This window comes from Staphylococcus sp. HMSC34C02, assembly GCF_001838705.1.
Lineage (GTDB): Bacteria > Bacillota > Bacilli > Staphylococcales > Staphylococcaceae > Staphylococcus > Staphylococcus borealis.
The window spans coordinates 34,025-51,117 of record NZ_KV838592.1 but is presented as its reverse complement, the minus strand read 5'-3'; the positions used below and the strand labels follow the sequence as shown (position 1 = coordinate 51,117).

Genomic DNA, 17,093 nt, shown 5'->3' with positions numbered 1-17,093 from the left:
AGGTAGATGAAAGAAAATATTCAAAAACGATTTGTCAAAACGACAATTAAGACAGTCATTGCTTGCCAAGGCATGATTGCGGTAGGCATACTTACACATACTCTAGGTGATAATCAGCAGAAAGCTTTTGCGGCTGAGCGTAAAATAAACAATCAACAATCGACGCCAACAGAAACCGTTCAACAAAATCAATGGAATGGTAAAGTTCAAAATAACGTTAATAAGACTACTGGCAGTCTAAATAATGTTGAAAATAAGCAACAAACATATACCAATGTAAACACTGCACAACAAAAACAAAATAAATCATTAACTCAGTCAGACGCAGGGACTTTGAAACAATCAGTCATTCCTAAAAGTGACGCACCACAAGCTAACACGTCAAATATCCAAAGAAGTACGAGTCATACACAATCAACAAAGGTATCAACTGCACCTACTAAGGAAATAAATGACAAAAAAGTAGTTAGGAAAGAACAAACACATAGCACATCAAATAGTACTAAACATGTAAACACAGCAGTTAAATATAGTAGTCATTCGAACAAAACACTTCCCAACACTATTGCACCAAAAGCGACGACACCACAAATTAAAGTGAATAGAAAATATACAGTCTCATCTAATGTTACAAGTGATCAAGAAAAAGAAATTAGAAGAATTAAAAAATATAATGATGAACGATATATAAAGGGAAATAGCACTTACAAATATGGACATGACGATACTACGTATCAAGGTATATTAGGAATTGAAACAGATAAAGTAACATATAAACCGGGCGAAACAGTAAGAATATATACGGAACATAATAAAGATTTTGTTAAACCAATCTACAATGAAGCTAAACTTTTTTCTCATCGATTAGGTGGTTGGAATGGAATGGACCCGCCTTATTATTTTGATAGAACAGCTTACATAGGACGTACAACTCGATTCTACAAGAAACCCAATGGTAACTGGGAATCATTAATCGAAATTAAGTTACCAGATAAAATGGTGGATGAGGCATTTGATTTAGATATCAATTGTTGGAATGATAATTATGATAGTAACTCTGAAAGTAACTTCAATCATATTGTAATTAAAGTAATCAATGATAGTACAGCAGATCCGTTAGGTGGTTATGATGGTTCAGCTTTTGATGCTTCATCAACACGTAAAGCAGACTATGATGATCCGAAAGTGGTGAACATGAGCTTAGATAAGAAAGTGTATAATCCTAATGATATTGTGACGCTTACGGCTGAGATTGAAGAGGAAAGTGATTTGATGTTTGCAAGTGCGGATATGTCTACAGTTGAACCATATGGTTATGAAAGAGGAACACACCAATACATTCCAATGCAGTTTACACATTCTACAAGAACATTGACGCTACTGGACAATGGTAACTGGCAAGTTAAATTCCAGTTTAAACTTCCGGATTATATTAAGACAGGTGTTGTGAACATAGATCAAATATTAGCTGCTGATAAATATGGTAATGAAATGAGATATAATCCTGTGTTCGCTAACAATGAACTAAATGGTCAATTTAAAGTTGAAAGAACAGAGAATGTACAATCATTTTCAGCAGATCCTGTTGCAGACTTTTCAACGGAAATAAGAGGCAAAGCCACTTCAGGAATGACGATGTATGCTTATGTGAATGGTAAAAAGATAGGGCAAGCGCCAGTAGTAGATGGCAAATATTTTATGAAAATACCTAAACAATTGGCGAATAGCAAAATTCAACTTTACACAGTTAATAAATATAAAAATAAAAGTAAAATCATAACAATAACAGTGTTAGATAAGACAGCACCTAAAAAGCCAACAGTCAGCAAGATGGCGCCAAGAACGATTTCTGGTAAAGGTGAAAAAGGATCAATCATTTATATTTATAAAGGCTCTACCAAATTGGGAAGCGCGACAGTTAATGCTAAGGGAACATATACGATTAATATAAGACCACAGAAAAAAGGAACAACACTCGTTATGTATGCCAAAGATAAAGCGAATAATAAGAGTGCTTCTTTAAAGTTAAAAGTAAAATAAATCAAAAATGAAACAACGATGCATTGTGAACTTCACGAAAACATATTACGATTGTAGTAACTAAACTTTCAAAAGGGGCGCTATCTTTGGAAGAAATTAATTTGTTAGAAGATAAACAATTGGCGAATAAGCTAGCTATATATTCTTATATTAGCTTTGTCGTTTTTGGTATCATTTTTTATATTATTATGAAGTTTTCGGATGCACCTAAATTTTTTGATTCTTTGTTAGTTAATGCATTATTCGTGATTATTCTTATTGTACTAATGTTTGTTATTCATGAGTGTATTCACGGCGTATGTTTCAAACTATTTTCTCCTAAGAATAAAGTCTACTTCGGTGCAGCTAACGGTATGATTTATTGTGCGATACCAGGCGGGACGTTTACACCGCTCACATTTTTAATTAGTAGTATCGCACCGTTTGTCATTATCACAATGCTATTTATAGTGACGTTATTTTTAGGGTGGTTTCCACGGGGGCTCTTTTTCTTCTTTGCCACATTTCATGCAGGATGTTGCGCTGGTGATTTCTATTGGGTTTGGAAAATGATTAAAGCTCCGAAAGATGCAACCATTGAAACAACGGATAAAGGCATTATTATCCATTCATAATTAAGATATGTTTAATAAATTTTTTAAAAGCATCCAACATTAAATGACCTGTTGGGTGCTTTTAGTTTTATAATACCAACTCTATATCATCTAACTGCTTGCCAATGACTACCAAATATAAAGGGACGTCTGATTTAAATTGGACGGGTGTTAATTCCATCTCTCCTTCAGCATACTGAACTAGATGTATCAATTCATGATCTGTAAAACGAACAAATCCTTTCACACGGTAAACTTGTTGTGGGAGTTTGGTTAATCTTTCAATTAACGCTGCTTTCGTTTGTGAGAGAGGTGGTTCTATCAACTGATGATTGATTGCGTGATGTAGTGTACCACTTTGTTTAACATCTAAATGTTTCACGTTTAACAATGTATTTAAAGATAATTTGCCCCATTGTCCTACTTGTATATTTGCCTCTCCATTAATAACCTCCAGATGTCTTAATAGATGAGCAATCTGTTCGACATCAGCGATATCAATCTTATTCACAAATAATGTAGAACAATGACTTAACTGTTCATAGAATAACGCTTGAATATCTCTAGGGTATGTTTCCAATTGCGCATATAGATTCGCATCAATAATACCAAGCATGCTTCTTATTGTAGTGATTGGTGCTAAGACAGGTGTCAAACAGGCATCGACAACAGCCAATGGTTCTGCCACACCACTGCATTCAATGAATACTAGATCTGGTTGGTGTGCTAAATATAATTCGTGTAGTTGTTGAGATACGTCAGACTTCATAGCGCAGCATATGCAGCCTTCCACAATTTCGCTTATAGGGATAGCGGGATGGATGAGTTGACTATCGACGCTCATTTTTCCGAATTCATTTATAATTAATGCGGTTTTTAAGTTATGATTCAAGGCGTCTGTAATCAGATGATTTAATGTCGTTGTCTTGCCACTGCCTAAGAAACCCCCAACAATAATAATCTCCATAATAAACTCCTAACTATGAATGAGACGAGTGATGTCATTCATGATTTTAAATAACGATTATGATACAGGAAATAGATTCAATTTTTAAATCGTAATAATTACTATTTGAAAAGTATATCGAAACATATAATCATTTTCAAAATAAAATGTATAGATAAAGATAGATTAAACCTATTTCTATTGTCAGAGTTTTAAGATTTTAAAAATTAGCATTGACAATTACACCATTTAATGTGAATAATAAAACGTAACGATTTTGATTTAGGAGATGTGTACATGTTTAAGAAGAGTATTATTTTATTATTCGTGGCTGTTTTAACGTTATCACTTGCAGCATGTGGCAAAGGCGATAGTGAAAAGTCATCTGATCATAAAGGTAAATTAGAAGTTAAGACGACAGTTTATCCATTAAAATCATTTGCACAACAAATCGGTGGTAAATATGTTGATGTTGAATCAGTTTATCCAAACGGAGTAGACCCACATACATATGACCCAAGTCAAAAACAAATGGTTGATATCGGTAAATCAGATTTATTCGTATACACAGGTGACAATTTAGACCCTGTAGCTAAGAAAATTGCCAAAGCAATTAATGACAAAGATAAAACATTATCTTTAGAAGCAGCATTAGACAAAAATAGTGACTTATTAAAAGGTGAAGAACACGAACATGAGCATGAACATGGTGAAGAACATGACCATGACCATGGCGAAGAGCACGAACATCATCACCATGGTAAATATGACCCACATATTTGGTTAGATCCTGTCATTAGCCAAAAATTTGCTAAAGAAATTAAAGATGAATTAGTTAAGAAAGATAGTGAACATAAAGATTACTATGAAGATAACTATAAAAAATTAGTTAAAGACTTAAAAGGCATCGATAAAGATATGAAACAAGCAGTTAAAGGTAATGAAGGTAAAACAGTTTATATCTCACATGATTCTATCGGTTACTTAGCAGATAGATACAATTTCAAACAAGAAGGTATTCAAAATATGAATGCTGAAGAACCTAGCCAAAAAGATTTAACAAACATTGTTAAACAAATTAAAGAAGATAAAGTCAAATATATCTTAGCTGAAGAAAATGTATCGAACAAAGTTGCAGAGACAGTGAGAAAAGAAACAGATGCAGAAACAATCAAATTCTACAATATGGGCTCACATACGAAACAACAAGATGACGACAAAAATACGTATCAATCATTTATGAAAGAGAACGTTAAAGCAATTGAAAAAGCCCTTAAAAATGAATAATACGATTTAAAATACAAGATGACAGACCTTCGTGTATAGATCTCATGACAAGCGTCATGAGGTCTTCTTTATAAGTAGAGGTAAGTCTCACTTCCCTATGGATAATAGATAGAATTAGGCAGAAATTAATGTTATGGTGATAATGAAATGTAGTATTAGAGGAGGTCATTGCAAATGTCTTCAAGTACATTGGTTCATGTTATGTTTTATACGCTATTCTTTATAATAGTCGGAATGGCACCTGTATTTGGCGTTTATTTGCAAAAAAGAAAACAAAAAGATAGTAAATCTAAATAGTCATTAATATTTATTAAAAATAGGCAGCTAGCAGATTAAATTCTACTAGCTGTCTTTTTGTATATTTATGAACGTGTGAATGAATTGTTATAAATTAAAGTGATGACAATTCAATATTATATAAATTTAATATTTATTAAAAGTTAAAAAACTATAAAAATGAATATTGTAGTGTACATTAATTAAGGTATATAATAAGTTAAAGCAAAAATTTATTAATTTGAAACATGATGAAAGTAGGGATGAGTATAGTGAACAAAGGGGTAGCATTAAAGAGATATTCACTTATATTAGTAGTCTTTCTGATAATGATGTGTTTATCTTTTCATTTTCAATTTAATGAAGCGCATGCTTCTACTATAAGTGATAAATTAGATGTACAACAAACATCTCAACAACCTGTCGTTAAACAACAAAACAAGTCAGTAAATGTATCTAAAGATAAAGTTGTAGTAGCTCAGACTAAGGTACAAACGCCGTCTAAGGTAACAAATCGCAATCAAGCTTCGTTACAAAAGACAATGGCACCTTCTAAACGAGCACATATTACTTCAACACATGTGATACCAAAAAGTACTAAAGTACAACCTTCATCGCAAAACGTTTCAAAACAAAAGCAACCAACTAAGGTTAACAAAAAAGTTGTCTCAACAAATAAAAAACCACAAAATGCATCAAAAGTAACGCGTACACAATCTGCGAAGCCACAGTTATTAGCACAAACTACCAAAACGAAAAGTAAACCAATTACGAAAGTGGCAGTTGTAAGTAAGACTAAAGCTGCGAAACCAAGTGCGCAAACAACAGTCAAAGCGTCTAAAAAAGCATCATCAACGGCGAAAAAGAATTACTATAATCAAGCGCCTAAGCGTTGGCCATCAAATGTGCCAGGCGGTGATAATGTACGTGATTTCGGTCAAACGACGAAAGAATCCGGCATTGATGACGCACTAAAAATAATGAAGAAATCGGGCAACAAAGGCGTAACCATTGAGCACGCTAAAGCGAAAGATGCCAATATCGCAACGGTATATAACTGGAATCCAAAAGCAAAACAATTAACATATGGCACTGGTACAGCAATTGGAAAGCATACGATTCTAACTGCGAATCATGTTGTTAATGATCAAAGTGCGCATAAACCTTTAACACCGTCACAACCACAAAATATGCGTATCAACATATTACAAGAGGGATCTAAAATTGTGCGTACACTTGAAGTCTTTGGTGTTCAAATGCTGCAATATGGTGATGTTTCTCTAGTGTATACGTATGAAGATATTTCAAAGTATATGAAGATAAGAAAGATTGCATCAGAAAGTTCGATTAAAGCTATGAAAGCAAACACACCTATTCATATGTACCACTATGGTAAGCCGACTGGTAAATATAAAAATGATCCTGCCGGCACAATGTATCATTCAAAAGGGAAATACACGATGACTGCACGTAATGTGAACCCGATTGGCTATTATCAAATGATGGCAGAACCAGGTTCTTCTGGTGGGGCAGTCTTGAATAGTAAGAATGAAGTGATTGGTATTCATGCTTTCCGATTAAACTCAGGAGATTATAAAAAATATAATTTAAATACGATGGCAGAAATCAGAGGCAAATTACGCAAAGAAATTATTGATAATATTGTGTAACAATCTGATTGCGACAGTGAGCGGGATGACAGAAGTTAAAGCTAGTCAATATCCTGCTCTTTTTATAGTTACTTGAAGTTATGCGTCATAGCCTGAAGGAGAGTTGTGATTCAAACGAATATGGATTGTTTTAGGGATATTTTAATGAAAGAGTGTCATTCATTACAAGGAAGTTAGACTGCGGTCACTAACAGGTAAGCCTAACCTCAACATTGGATTTTACTTAAATACATCACTAAAATGACGTAGTATAGACACTGATCATATGACAATCAATGTCTATACTACGTCGCATGTTAAATATTAATTTACTTTTCACCCAAGTACTTCACGGCCACCTCTTTGTAGATATCGATGTATTTAAGGTACATCTCTTTTTCAATATATTCATCGACTTGATGGGCCATAATCGTAATTCCTGGACCAACAATAGCAAGATCCACATTATTTGGATTATCACCTAGAAGACTAGATGCATCCGTAGTACCTATAAATGCTGCGACAAAGACGTCGTCCTTATTCACATAATGTGGTGCAACGTCTGTAATCACTTTGATTAAGGTGCTGTCTTTATCACTTGTTACAGGACGATGGTCACTTACAACTTCAAATGACAATGCATCGCGATTTACTTCGTCAATCGTTTGCTGGAATAATGTTTTAACAAAGTCATTATTATACTCAGGTACAGGCCGTACATTGTATTCAATTGAGGCTTCTTCAGGTACAGAGTTGAATTGTTTACCACCTTTGATAACTGAACCGAGCATGGTAAAGCCAGATGCAAAATTTTCCGCTTCCTCACTTAATGTGCCTTTCATAAATTTATTTACCATAGGTGCGACATCCAACGCATGATGCAGGTCATGCTTTTTAATATCCGCATACTTTGAATTTAACTGATTGATAAATTGTACAAGTGTGTTAATTGCGTTGTCTCCTAGAAATGGCATTGAACTGTGGGCAGCGACACCTGTGGCCGTCACTTTACATGCCATAGACCCTTTATGTGCATAGAAGACACCGTTATCTGTTGGTTCCCCGATGATTAAGCCATCAAGATCATCTAAATAACCTGCTTTCGCAAATAATTTGGCACCTGCCTGTTCTTTTTCCTCTCCAGTCGTCGCCAGCAAACGGATGGTTCCCTTTGGTAGTGCGTCAGACATTTTTAATTCAATCAGTGCAATCACCATTCCCATCAAGGCGCCTTTCATATCTGTTGTACCACGTCCATATAATTTGCCGTCTTGTTCAGTGAGTTTAAATGGTGGGTAAGTCCATTTCTCATGATTTCCGGCATCAACAACATCCATATGACCACTCATTGCTAATATCGGAGAACCACTACCGATTTCAGCGACTAAATTTGCTCTAGTCTCGCTCACTTTTAATATTTTAGATGGTATTTCGTAGCGTGCTAATACGTTTTGTAAATAACGACAAACGTCTATTTCGTGATCATTTTCTGACTGAATTTCAATAATATCTTCTAGTAACTCAATTTTATCTTCTTCTTTAAAACTCCACATATGTATCCCAACCTTAAATTTAATATTAGTATTATGTATACATAAAGTGTAATTTATAAACATAATAATGAATATTCATCCTAATATATTTTATAAAATTGCATGTTAAATGATATAGTTATCAAAAAAGGGTTACATTCGTAATAGTTAATGTAATATACTATCGAAGTTGTGAACAAATGATGAATGTTACATATTTATTTTTATATGATTTAAAATAATGTGATTGATTTATTTGTTCGATACTTTAAAATCAAGATTAAAATTTAGAAAAAGAGAAAGTTTTATGAGGGATAAGAATTATGGGTGAGAGAGAAATGATAACACCTAGAACATTTATATTTAATGTATTAAATGGTGTTGCTTTAGCAATTGTAGTAGGTATGATTCCAAACGCAATTTTAGGGGAGTTAAGCAAATACTTAGGTCAGTATAATGATATATTTACGAAAATCGCCTTTGTAACGCAAGGTATTCAATATTCAATTCCAATTTTGACAGGTATATTGATTGCGGCACAATTTGGCTTAACACAATTACAAACCGCCGTAACAGGGGCAGCTGCTTTTGTGGGGTCTGGTGCATCGACATTTGTAGATAACAAGTGGGTCATTGTTGGCATAGGTGATTTAATTAATACGATGATTACTGCTTCCATTGCGGTAGGCATTATTTTATTAATTGGCAATAAACTGGGTAGTTTAAATATGATTGTGTTGCCTATCGTTGGTGGTGCGGTGGCTGGATTACTTGGATTATTGATCTTGCCATATACTAAATTGATTACATTAGGATTAGGAGATGTTATCAATGGTTTAACGAATACACAACCTATTATCATGACGGTATTGATTGCAATGATATTCTCTATCTTAATCGTGTCTCCGATATCATCTATCGGTATAGGTTTGGCAATTGGAATCTCAGGATTAGCCGCTGGTTCGGCTGCAGTGGGTGTTTCAGCAAGTGCAATAATGCTTGCGGTTGGTAGCTGGCGTGTGAATAAACCAGGTGTTCCGATTACAGTATTACTTGGCGCAGTGAAATTAATGATGCCGACGCTAATTCGCCATCCAATGATGATGGTACCAATTATTTGTACAGCAGGTGTTTCAGGTTTTGTTGGTGGCTTGTTAAATATTAAAGGTACGCCAGATTCAGCAGGTTTCGGATTGATTGGTCTTGTAGGACCTATTAAATCATTAAATTTATTAGATATGGGTACAACGAGTGGCTTATTGATTATCGCCATTACGTACATCATTGTGCCGTTAATTTCTGCACTGTTTTTCCATTATTTATTTACAAAAGTATTAAAATTCTATGATCCTAATATCTTTAAATATAAAGTTTAAGCCAAATATTAAACATAAATTGTCAAAAAGATAACTCATGTAGGTAATTTAATATTTTGATACGCATTTGACTAACATTTAAGATAGGTATATGATTATTAAAAATTAATACTGAATTTAAGGACAAGAACTTTATGGTCAATTCACAGAGAGGGAATAAGTGCTGAGATATTCCTAAATTTAAAATAAAGTTTACTACCTTTATATACATTACATGGAAACATGTAACGTTTCATACGCGTTAAAGTATGACTAAAGTGCCATCTCTTGAATGAGATGGAATGTTGGGTGGAACCACGGGTATTCAAGACTCGTCCCTTTTGTAGGGACGGGTTTTTTTATTTTATATAAATGTTTAAGGAGAGATGTATCATGTCTAATCAACAAATTCATATTCAATTTCCAGATGGAAGTGAAAAAGCGTATCAAGCAGGTGTTCTAGCTAAAGAGGTAGCGCAATCTATTAGCCAATCTTTATATAAAGAAGCGGTCGTTTGCCGTGTGAATGACCGTTTAGTTGATTTGACCCATCCTCTCCAAGCGGATTGTGAACTCACATTCTACACTCTTAAAGATCAAGAAGGTTTAAATGTGATGCGACATTCTGCGGCACATGTCTTAGCACAAGCACTTACTCGTTTATATCCTGACGTAAAATTAACAATTGGTCCTGTCATTGAAAATGGCTTTTACTATGATATTGATTTAGATGAATCGATTAGTGAAGCAGACTTAAATAAAATTGAAAAAGAAATGAAGAAAATTCATAGTGAGAATTTAAAATTTGTACGACAAGATTTAAGCTATGCAGAAGCTAAAAACATTTTTAAAGATAATCCTTACAAACTGGAATTGATTGAAGAACATAAAGATGATCAGCTTTCACTGTATCAACAAGGAGAATTTATAGATTTATGTGTTGGTCCACATGTACCAAGTACTAAATTTGTAAATCATTTCAAGTTAACAAAAGTGTCTGGTGCATACTGGCGTGGCGATAGTGACAACAAAATGTTGCAACGTATTTATGGTGTAGCATTTAGTTCTAAAGATCAACTTGATGACTATTTTGAGTTTTTAAGAGAAGCAGATGAACGCAATCATAGACGTTTAGGGAAACAATTAAAATTATTTATGTTCTCTGAAGAAGCACCAGGTATGCCATTCTATCTTTCAAATGGTCAATTTATTCGAAATCAAATGGAAAGTTTCTTAAGAGAAGTGCAATTGAAACATGATTACGATGAAGTAAGAACACCATTAATGATGAATAAACGACTTTGGGAAGAGTCAGGACACTGGGATCATTATCATGAAAACATGTACTTCACTAAAGTAGATGAAAATGATTATGCATTGAAACCAATGAATTGCCCGGGACATATGTTAATTTTCAAAAATGAATTAAGATCTTATAAAGACTTACCGCTTCGAATTGCTGAATTCGGGCAAGTACATCGTCATGAATTTAGTGGTGCGTTGAATGGTTTACTACGCGTGAGAACGTTCTGCCAAGATGATGCGCATATCTTTATTATGAAATCTCAAATCAAATCAGAAGTACAAGAAATTCTGAAGTTAATTGACTATATCTATTCAGTCTTTGGCTTTGACTATAGTATTGAACTATCAACACGACCAGATGATTATCTAGGTGAAATTGATTTGTGGAATGAAGCGGAACAGTCATTGGCACATGTGTTGGATGACCTTGGTTTGGCATATTCAATTAATGAAGGCGATGGTGCCTTCTATGGTCCTAAAATTGACGTACACATTAAAGATGCATTAAATCGTAGTCACCAATGTGCAACAGTACAATTAGACTTCCAAATGCCAGAAAAATTTGATTTAACTTATATCAATGAACAGAATGAGAAAGAACGTCCAGTTGTATTACACAGAGCAGTCTTCGGCTCTTTAGACCGCTTCTTCGGTATCTTGATAGAACACTTCAAAGGTGCATTCCCATTATGGATGGCACCTGTACAAGTGAATTTAATCGGCGTATCAGATAATAATGATGACTACGTCCGTAAAGTGGCAGACACATTAAGAAACGAGAATATTCGCGTCGCTATAGACGACCGAGATGAAAAGTTAGGCAAGAAAATTAGAGAAAGCCAAATGAATAAAATTCCATACACATTAGTATTAGGTGACGATGAACAACAACATCAAACTGTGTCATCAAGAAAGTACGCACATCACGATAACGAAACAATGGGTATTCAAACATTCGTTGAAAAATTAAAACATGAAATTGAAAGCAAAGCCTTATTAGTTTAATGATATAATCTGAACTCAACCAAGCCTATCAGAGTATGAACACTTTGATAGGCTTTTTTAGGTTCTAAATATTAAATATAAATATGTGAATTGTAGAATAATTATATAATGTATTAAAATAATAAAAATACTAAATTATTAAGGGTTATAAAGATGATTAAGCTAACAGATTTTATACAGACACCAAATGTAAGTAAAACTAAAATTAAATTCAATATGAATGCTGGAGATATTAATAAGCGTGCATGGGACTTTTTGTTAGAAGATAGTGAAGATTGGATAGTTATGAACGCATGGAAGACTAGACAAAATAATAATAATCTCAATAAGGCCGATTATTTAATAGCCTTAGCTCAATATTATCCATATGGACCAGAATATTTTGTCTTTGGCGGTATTTATAAGGTCGAAAAGATCAATCCAGAAGTATTTAATCAAGTTGGGTATAAACTAACATTACTTGATAACTATAAAGCATACCGAAAAAGACTTATTATCAAAATACAGAAACCGATTGGTAGAGATGTATATAATCGCCTCTATTCAACTGTGCAGGAACAATTAAATCCAGAAGTTTATGAAATAGCACCAAATGTTAAATTAGGACATTTTAAAGGTTATCAACATGTTTGTTTAAAGCATAAAGAATTACAGCAGATTATAGATAGAAATGAACCAAGTTGGAAAGATGCATTAAGTCATGTTAAAGGCGTTTATGTTATTACTGATTTAGAAACGGGACAACTCTATATAGGATCAGCGTCAGGCAATACTGATGGGATTTGGCAACGATGGTCGAACTATGCATATTTAAATAATTTAACCGGTGGCAATAAAGAATTTCTAACTATTTTAAATGAAAAGGGTAGAGAATATATTATTCAGCACTTTCAATACGCTATCCTAGAAATATTTGATACAAAGACAAAGACCAATACAATAATTGAAAGAGAGAATTATTGGAAAACAGTATTGGATACGAAAAAGCATGGTATGAATCATAATTAAATTTTAAGACATAACACATTAAAAAAGGAGTTTGTATATGAAACCCATTGAAACAATGCAATCATATCATTTGCTAGAAAGGTATTTTAAAAAGTGATACGTTTATAGGGAAAATGGCATTAAGAGTGTATCCACCATGGGAGACAGAATTAAATAAAACAGCAACTAAGACACAAGCATGGCAGTGTGCATATTTTAATGAGATAACGTATGAATAAGTACCCAAGCTACATTTTGCAGTAACAAAAATATTATAAATAAATGGAGAGAATACATGGATGGTATCATTGCATTTATTCAAATGTTAGTCGTCGTACCTTATTCCATATTTTTACTGGCTGTGTTTATGTATTGTATATGGAAGTGCGTGTTTTTCGTAAGTGATTTAATTAGATTATTGTTGAGAAACAAATTAAGACAAGATGTGTCTGAGGACTTGTCTTTTGTCATATTATTTTTCTCTATCATTTTTGGAACATTGCTTTTTATCATTCCTTTCTATATTGTTGTCCAAGTAATAGGCAACGTATTCCAATATGTTTTACTGATCTTCGGAATTTGTATCATTATAAAAAAACTGAAAAGATAAATATCTTTGAATGACAGCATGCTATTGAGTTAGCGTGCTATTTTTTTGATTTTTTCATTGATTGTATGTTTAAAACGATTTGATTTATATTTTTTTGAAGTTATATAAATTACTATTGTATAATAAGTGTTGATTGCGATTTTTTTGAGAATTCAAACATAAAACAATCGTAGTTTAGTATGAAAAAGGGAGAATACAAATGAGGGTTTATACATCGATTATTTTCTGGATGAGGACAATCGCCTGTTTAAGTGTTGTCATGATACATACAATAACAACGACTTTTTATAAATTCGATATGCCAAATGAAGGCTACTTGTTAAGAATCTTTCAATTGTTATTGTTATACGCAACACCGATGTTTGTTTTTATTTCAGAATTCTTGCTAGCTAAGCAGTATAAAACGAAAGTTAAAGATGGCTTCTTTAAGCAAAAGTTACTAACGTTAGGTATTCCGTATATCATCATTAATTTAGGACTTGCTTATGTTTATGGACATCCTAAGAATTTCGGAGATTACATGGATTCTGTAGTCTTTATGATGTTTCGTGGTGGAACATTAACTTATTTTATTGTAATCATTTTTCAGTTTTATTTATTACATGTATTATTTGCTAAATATTTGGTCAAACTTAATCCCATCAAATTAATTATTTATTCACTGATTATTACTTCTTTATTTTGGGCTATGAGAAATTTCATTCCCGCACCAGAATCAATTTATTTTAATTGGTTATGGCAAAGAGAAGGTTGGATGATCTTTGTTGGCTGGTTGAGTTACTTCCTATTAGGTTTCTATATGGGTTATCACTATGAAAAATTAATGAGTAACATTCAAAAATATACAGTCCATATTGTGAGTGGGACAATCATCGTTACCATATTTGTCATTTTTAATTACTTGTTTGGCATTTTAACTTTAGTTGATTCTAAACGCTTTGATACACCTATTTATGTGACATTTGTCATTTTACTATTCTTTTTAATTGCATCTTATTTCAAGTATGTTCCAAGATTTATTATTTTCATAAGTAATTATTCATTTTCAATTTATTTAATTCATTACTTCTTCGTGCATCGATTAGGAGCACTACATGATCATCCGTTATTAAACATATTATTTACGTTTACGTTAACTGTGACATTCTCAATATGTATCGCCTACGTTATGAACTTAAGTAAATTTGGTAAGTATATTGTTGGTGGCATAGGGAAGATGAAATATGAAACGTACTATCAAAGTTATAAACAAAATTTAGTTGATTAAAAAATGGGGGATAATGATGGCTAAAGTAGTTTCAATTATTGTATCTGTATATAATAAAGAACATTTTTTAAAAAAGTGTATAGAGTCATTAATTGATTTAAAGATAGACAAAAGCATGATTGAAGCAATATTTGTAGATGATTGTTCAACAGATCAATCGGTTGATATTATCAAGGCATATGAAAAGGAATATGACTTTATAAAGTTAATTCAATTACCTGAAAATACAGGCAGTCCTTCTGAACCTAGAAATATTGGAATGAGAGAAGCACAAGGTAAGTATATTACGTTACTTGATGCGGATGATTGGTTGGATAAGGACGGCTTCCCACAAGTGATTGAGAAAGTGAATGCAGATGATGCTGATTTTGGCCTGGGTCAAAGTTACAAACATACGTCAAAAAACGTGGCATATCATTCCTTTTTCACTAGCTATAAAGACGCGTCTCATTTAAAACCGCAAGATATTAGTAAACTCTTTAGAGCAGTAGGACCACCAGGAAAAGTATTTAAACGAAGCTTAGTTATGGAAAATCATATTGAATTTGAGCATATGAAATATGGTGAAGATAAATTATTTTTCTTCCAACTATTTTCTAAAGTGGAAAAGATTACAATGTCCACAAAACCTATGTATCACGTGAATCGCTATGATGAAAACAAATCGTTAGTACAACAAACATCAATGTTAGATAAAGCAAGCTTGAATTTAGCGATTCTAGATAGAACATGTCGAATGGACATGCCTACACAACTTAAACATATGGCTTTATCAAGAATGGTCGAAGTAGACTTTATCTCGAGATTCCTTCGTACGAAGACATTTATTAAATCTATGGATAAACAGGCATTTTATGCTGTATTTGATAAAGTCGAACAAACATTAAATGCGCATGGTATTGATATCAACACTTTGATTACGAATCCAGTATTTAAGCAGATTTATACGTTATACCATCATGCAGATGAATCGGTATTTATTCAATTTACGAAAGATGTCGTATATAACCAATGGCGTTATATCATTCAAGACGGCATGGTCTTCAGAGATTTCGTTCATCCATACGACATGATTCAACCAACTGCTGTTGATTGCTATCCAGTCTACGAAGGAACGCAAATGGTAGAAGATAAGAAATATGAAGTCATTCACGTCATGAAACCAGACGATATCAGCATTAGTTCGGTGAGTATGGTTGAAATCAACAATGCATTTAATGAATATGAAGTGGCGTACCAATTTAATGACAATAGACTTTATATTGCACATGATGAATTTAAAAAGTTAGATAGCCACATCGATGTTAATTTTAATGTGAAGTACGGTGAATCAGGACAATCACTAGTATATGCCTCATATCCTAGTTTCAATGATGTCTATAAAATGAAACGTCAGAGTTTTAAAGTTGAATTCATTCATAAAGAAAACGAAAACCAAGCGCAACAATCAACTGATATAGCACATAAATATTTCACTAAAGTCATGAATCCTATGATGACCTTGAAAAAAATTAAAGTATACAAAGACTTATCTTTTAATGAACAAATCGATAGTTTAGAAGCCGGTGCTAGAGTAGAAGTGTCAGATGTTCGATATACATCGAATGGTACACCGCGTCTGATATTAAAAGATGATAGTGTTATAACAGCGAATAAAGACTTTATTACCTTGATTAACACAGCAGGTTTAGAACAGTATATTACTAAGGTGCCTGAAACTGTGAAAATTATAAAAGCTTGTAAACTGTATGACTCACGTAATTTCAAAGATAATATAGTAGGTAAACTTAAAAAAGATGATGTACTGACTATTAAAGACATTATTTATACTAAGAACGCAACACCAAGACTCGTAACACAAGAAGGGCTATTCTTAACAGCAAATAAGGATTTTATTGAGATAATCAAATAATACGACATTTATTTATGACTTAGGATTCATTAGTCCTAAAGATGGATTACAAATGACGTTGTGTGCGGGGCCCCAGCAAAGAGATTTTCAACAAGAAAATCTACAAGCAAAGCAAGCTAGGGTTGATGAACGTAAGTGCTCACACACTTACGTAAATAGTTCTAAGATAGATTACGAAACAGAGTTGCGGAGACTCCTAGGGGAGCAGTAGTTTCAATGAACCTAAGTGCTTTAACACTTAGGTAAGTAGCTCTAAAGATGGATAATAAATGGCGTTGCGCGACTCCTCTGTTGGTTATTAATGAACATAAGTGCTAGCGCACTTATGT

At 33.2% G+C, this 17,093-nt stretch carries 12 protein-coding genes and 1 pseudogene; 11 read left to right on the top strand and 2 right to left on the bottom strand.

The window, feature by feature from the left end; translation table 11 throughout:
* Nucleotides 1-6: 6 nt before the first annotated feature.
* Both HMPREF3239_RS08955 and HMPREF3239_RS08950 read left to right on the top strand, forming a co-directional pair.
* Nucleotides 7-2,040: an Ig-like domain-containing protein gene (locus HMPREF3239_RS08955; RefSeq protein WP_053030198.1), complete on the top strand. Its 2,034-nt coding sequence runs from the start codon at nt 7-9 to the stop codon at nt 2,038-2,040.
* A gap of 86 nt (nt 2,041-2,126) precedes the next feature.
* Nucleotides 2,127-2,654: a DUF3267 domain-containing protein gene (locus HMPREF3239_RS08950; protein ID WP_053030197.1), complete on the top strand. Its 528-nt coding sequence runs from the start codon at nt 2,127-2,129 to the stop codon at nt 2,652-2,654.
* A gap of 67 nt (nt 2,655-2,721) precedes the next feature.
* On the opposite strand, the gene HMPREF3239_RS08945 is transcribed toward HMPREF3239_RS08950, so the two are convergent.
* Nucleotides 2,722-3,600 carry a CobW family GTP-binding protein gene (locus HMPREF3239_RS08945; RefSeq protein ID WP_053030196.1) on the bottom strand — a complete coding sequence of 293 codons (879 nt, stop codon included), beginning with the start codon at nt 3,598-3,600 and terminating at the stop codon, nt 2,722-2,724.
* Between the two features lie 276 nt (nt 3,601-3,876).
* Here HMPREF3239_RS08945 and HMPREF3239_RS08940 point away from each other — a divergent pair, with 276 nt between their 5' ends.
* The 3 genes from HMPREF3239_RS08940 to HMPREF3239_RS08935 all read left to right on the top strand — a co-directional run bounded on the left by HMPREF3239_RS08940 (nt 3,877) and on the right by HMPREF3239_RS08935 (nt 6,812).
* Nucleotides 3,877-4,866 carry a metal ABC transporter solute-binding protein, Zn/Mn family gene (locus HMPREF3239_RS08940; protein ID WP_070855402.1) on the top strand — a complete coding sequence of 330 codons (990 nt, stop codon included), beginning with the start codon at nt 3,877-3,879 and terminating at the stop codon, nt 4,864-4,866.
* A 174-nt stretch (nt 4,867-5,040) separates the two neighbouring features.
* Nucleotides 5,041-5,163 carry a hypothetical protein gene (locus tag HMPREF3239_RS12695; protein WP_256323751.1) on the top strand — a complete coding sequence of 41 codons (123 nt, stop codon included), beginning with the start codon at nt 5,041-5,043 and terminating at the stop codon, nt 5,161-5,163.
* A 308-nt stretch (nt 5,164-5,471) separates the two neighbouring features.
* Nucleotides 5,472-6,812 (top strand): trypsin-like peptidase domain-containing protein, encoded by a 1,341-nt coding sequence (locus HMPREF3239_RS08935; protein ID WP_053030194.1) that lies wholly within the window; start codon nt 5,472-5,474, stop codon nt 6,810-6,812.
* 308 nt (nt 6,813-7,120) lie between these two features.
* Here the strand turns inward: HMPREF3239_RS08935 and HMPREF3239_RS08930 are convergent, their stop codons facing one another.
* The gene (locus HMPREF3239_RS08930) at nt 7,121-8,344 is read right to left on the bottom strand and encodes an ArgE/DapE family deacylase (RefSeq protein ID WP_053030193.1); all 1,224 of its coding nucleotides are present in this window, start codon (nt 8,342-8,344) and stop codon (nt 7,121-7,123) included.
* Between the two features lie 302 nt (nt 8,345-8,646).
* Here HMPREF3239_RS08930 and HMPREF3239_RS08925 point away from each other — a divergent pair, with 302 nt between their 5' ends.
* The 6 genes and pseudogenes from HMPREF3239_RS08925 to HMPREF3239_RS08900 all read left to right on the top strand — a co-directional run bounded on the left by HMPREF3239_RS08925 (nt 8,647) and on the right by HMPREF3239_RS08900 (nt 16,764).
* Entirely contained in the window at nt 8,647-9,699 is a 1,053-nt protein-coding gene (locus tag HMPREF3239_RS08925) for a PTS sugar transporter subunit IIC (protein WP_070855400.1), read from the top strand.
* A 372-nt stretch (nt 9,700-10,071) separates the two neighbouring features.
* On the top strand, nt 10,072-11,988 hold the full coding sequence (gene thrS / locus HMPREF3239_RS08920) for a threonine--tRNA ligase (RefSeq protein ID WP_053030191.1): 1,917 nt from the start codon (nt 10,072-10,074) through the stop codon (nt 11,986-11,988).
* A 153-nt stretch (nt 11,989-12,141) separates the two neighbouring features.
* Entirely contained in the window at nt 12,142-12,996 is an 855-nt protein-coding gene (locus HMPREF3239_RS08915; RefSeq protein WP_070855398.1) for a GIY-YIG nuclease family protein, read from the top strand.
* 77 nt (nt 12,997-13,073) lie between these two features.
* Nucleotides 13,074-13,214, top strand: a pseudogene (locus HMPREF3239_RS12505) (MepB family protein); the annotation flags it as partial.
* A gap of 570 nt (nt 13,215-13,784) precedes the next feature.
* The gene (locus HMPREF3239_RS08905; RefSeq protein WP_053030188.1) at nt 13,785-14,852 is read left to right on the top strand and encodes an acyltransferase family protein; all 1,068 of its coding nucleotides are present in this window, start codon (nt 13,785-13,787) and stop codon (nt 14,850-14,852) included.
* A gap of 16 nt (nt 14,853-14,868) precedes the next feature.
* Complete coding sequence (locus HMPREF3239_RS08900) at nt 14,869-16,764, top strand: glycosyltransferase family 2 protein (protein ID WP_053030187.1); 1,896 nt, start codon at nt 14,869-14,871, stop codon at nt 16,762-16,764.
* Nucleotides 16,765-17,093: the final 329 nt, after the last annotated feature.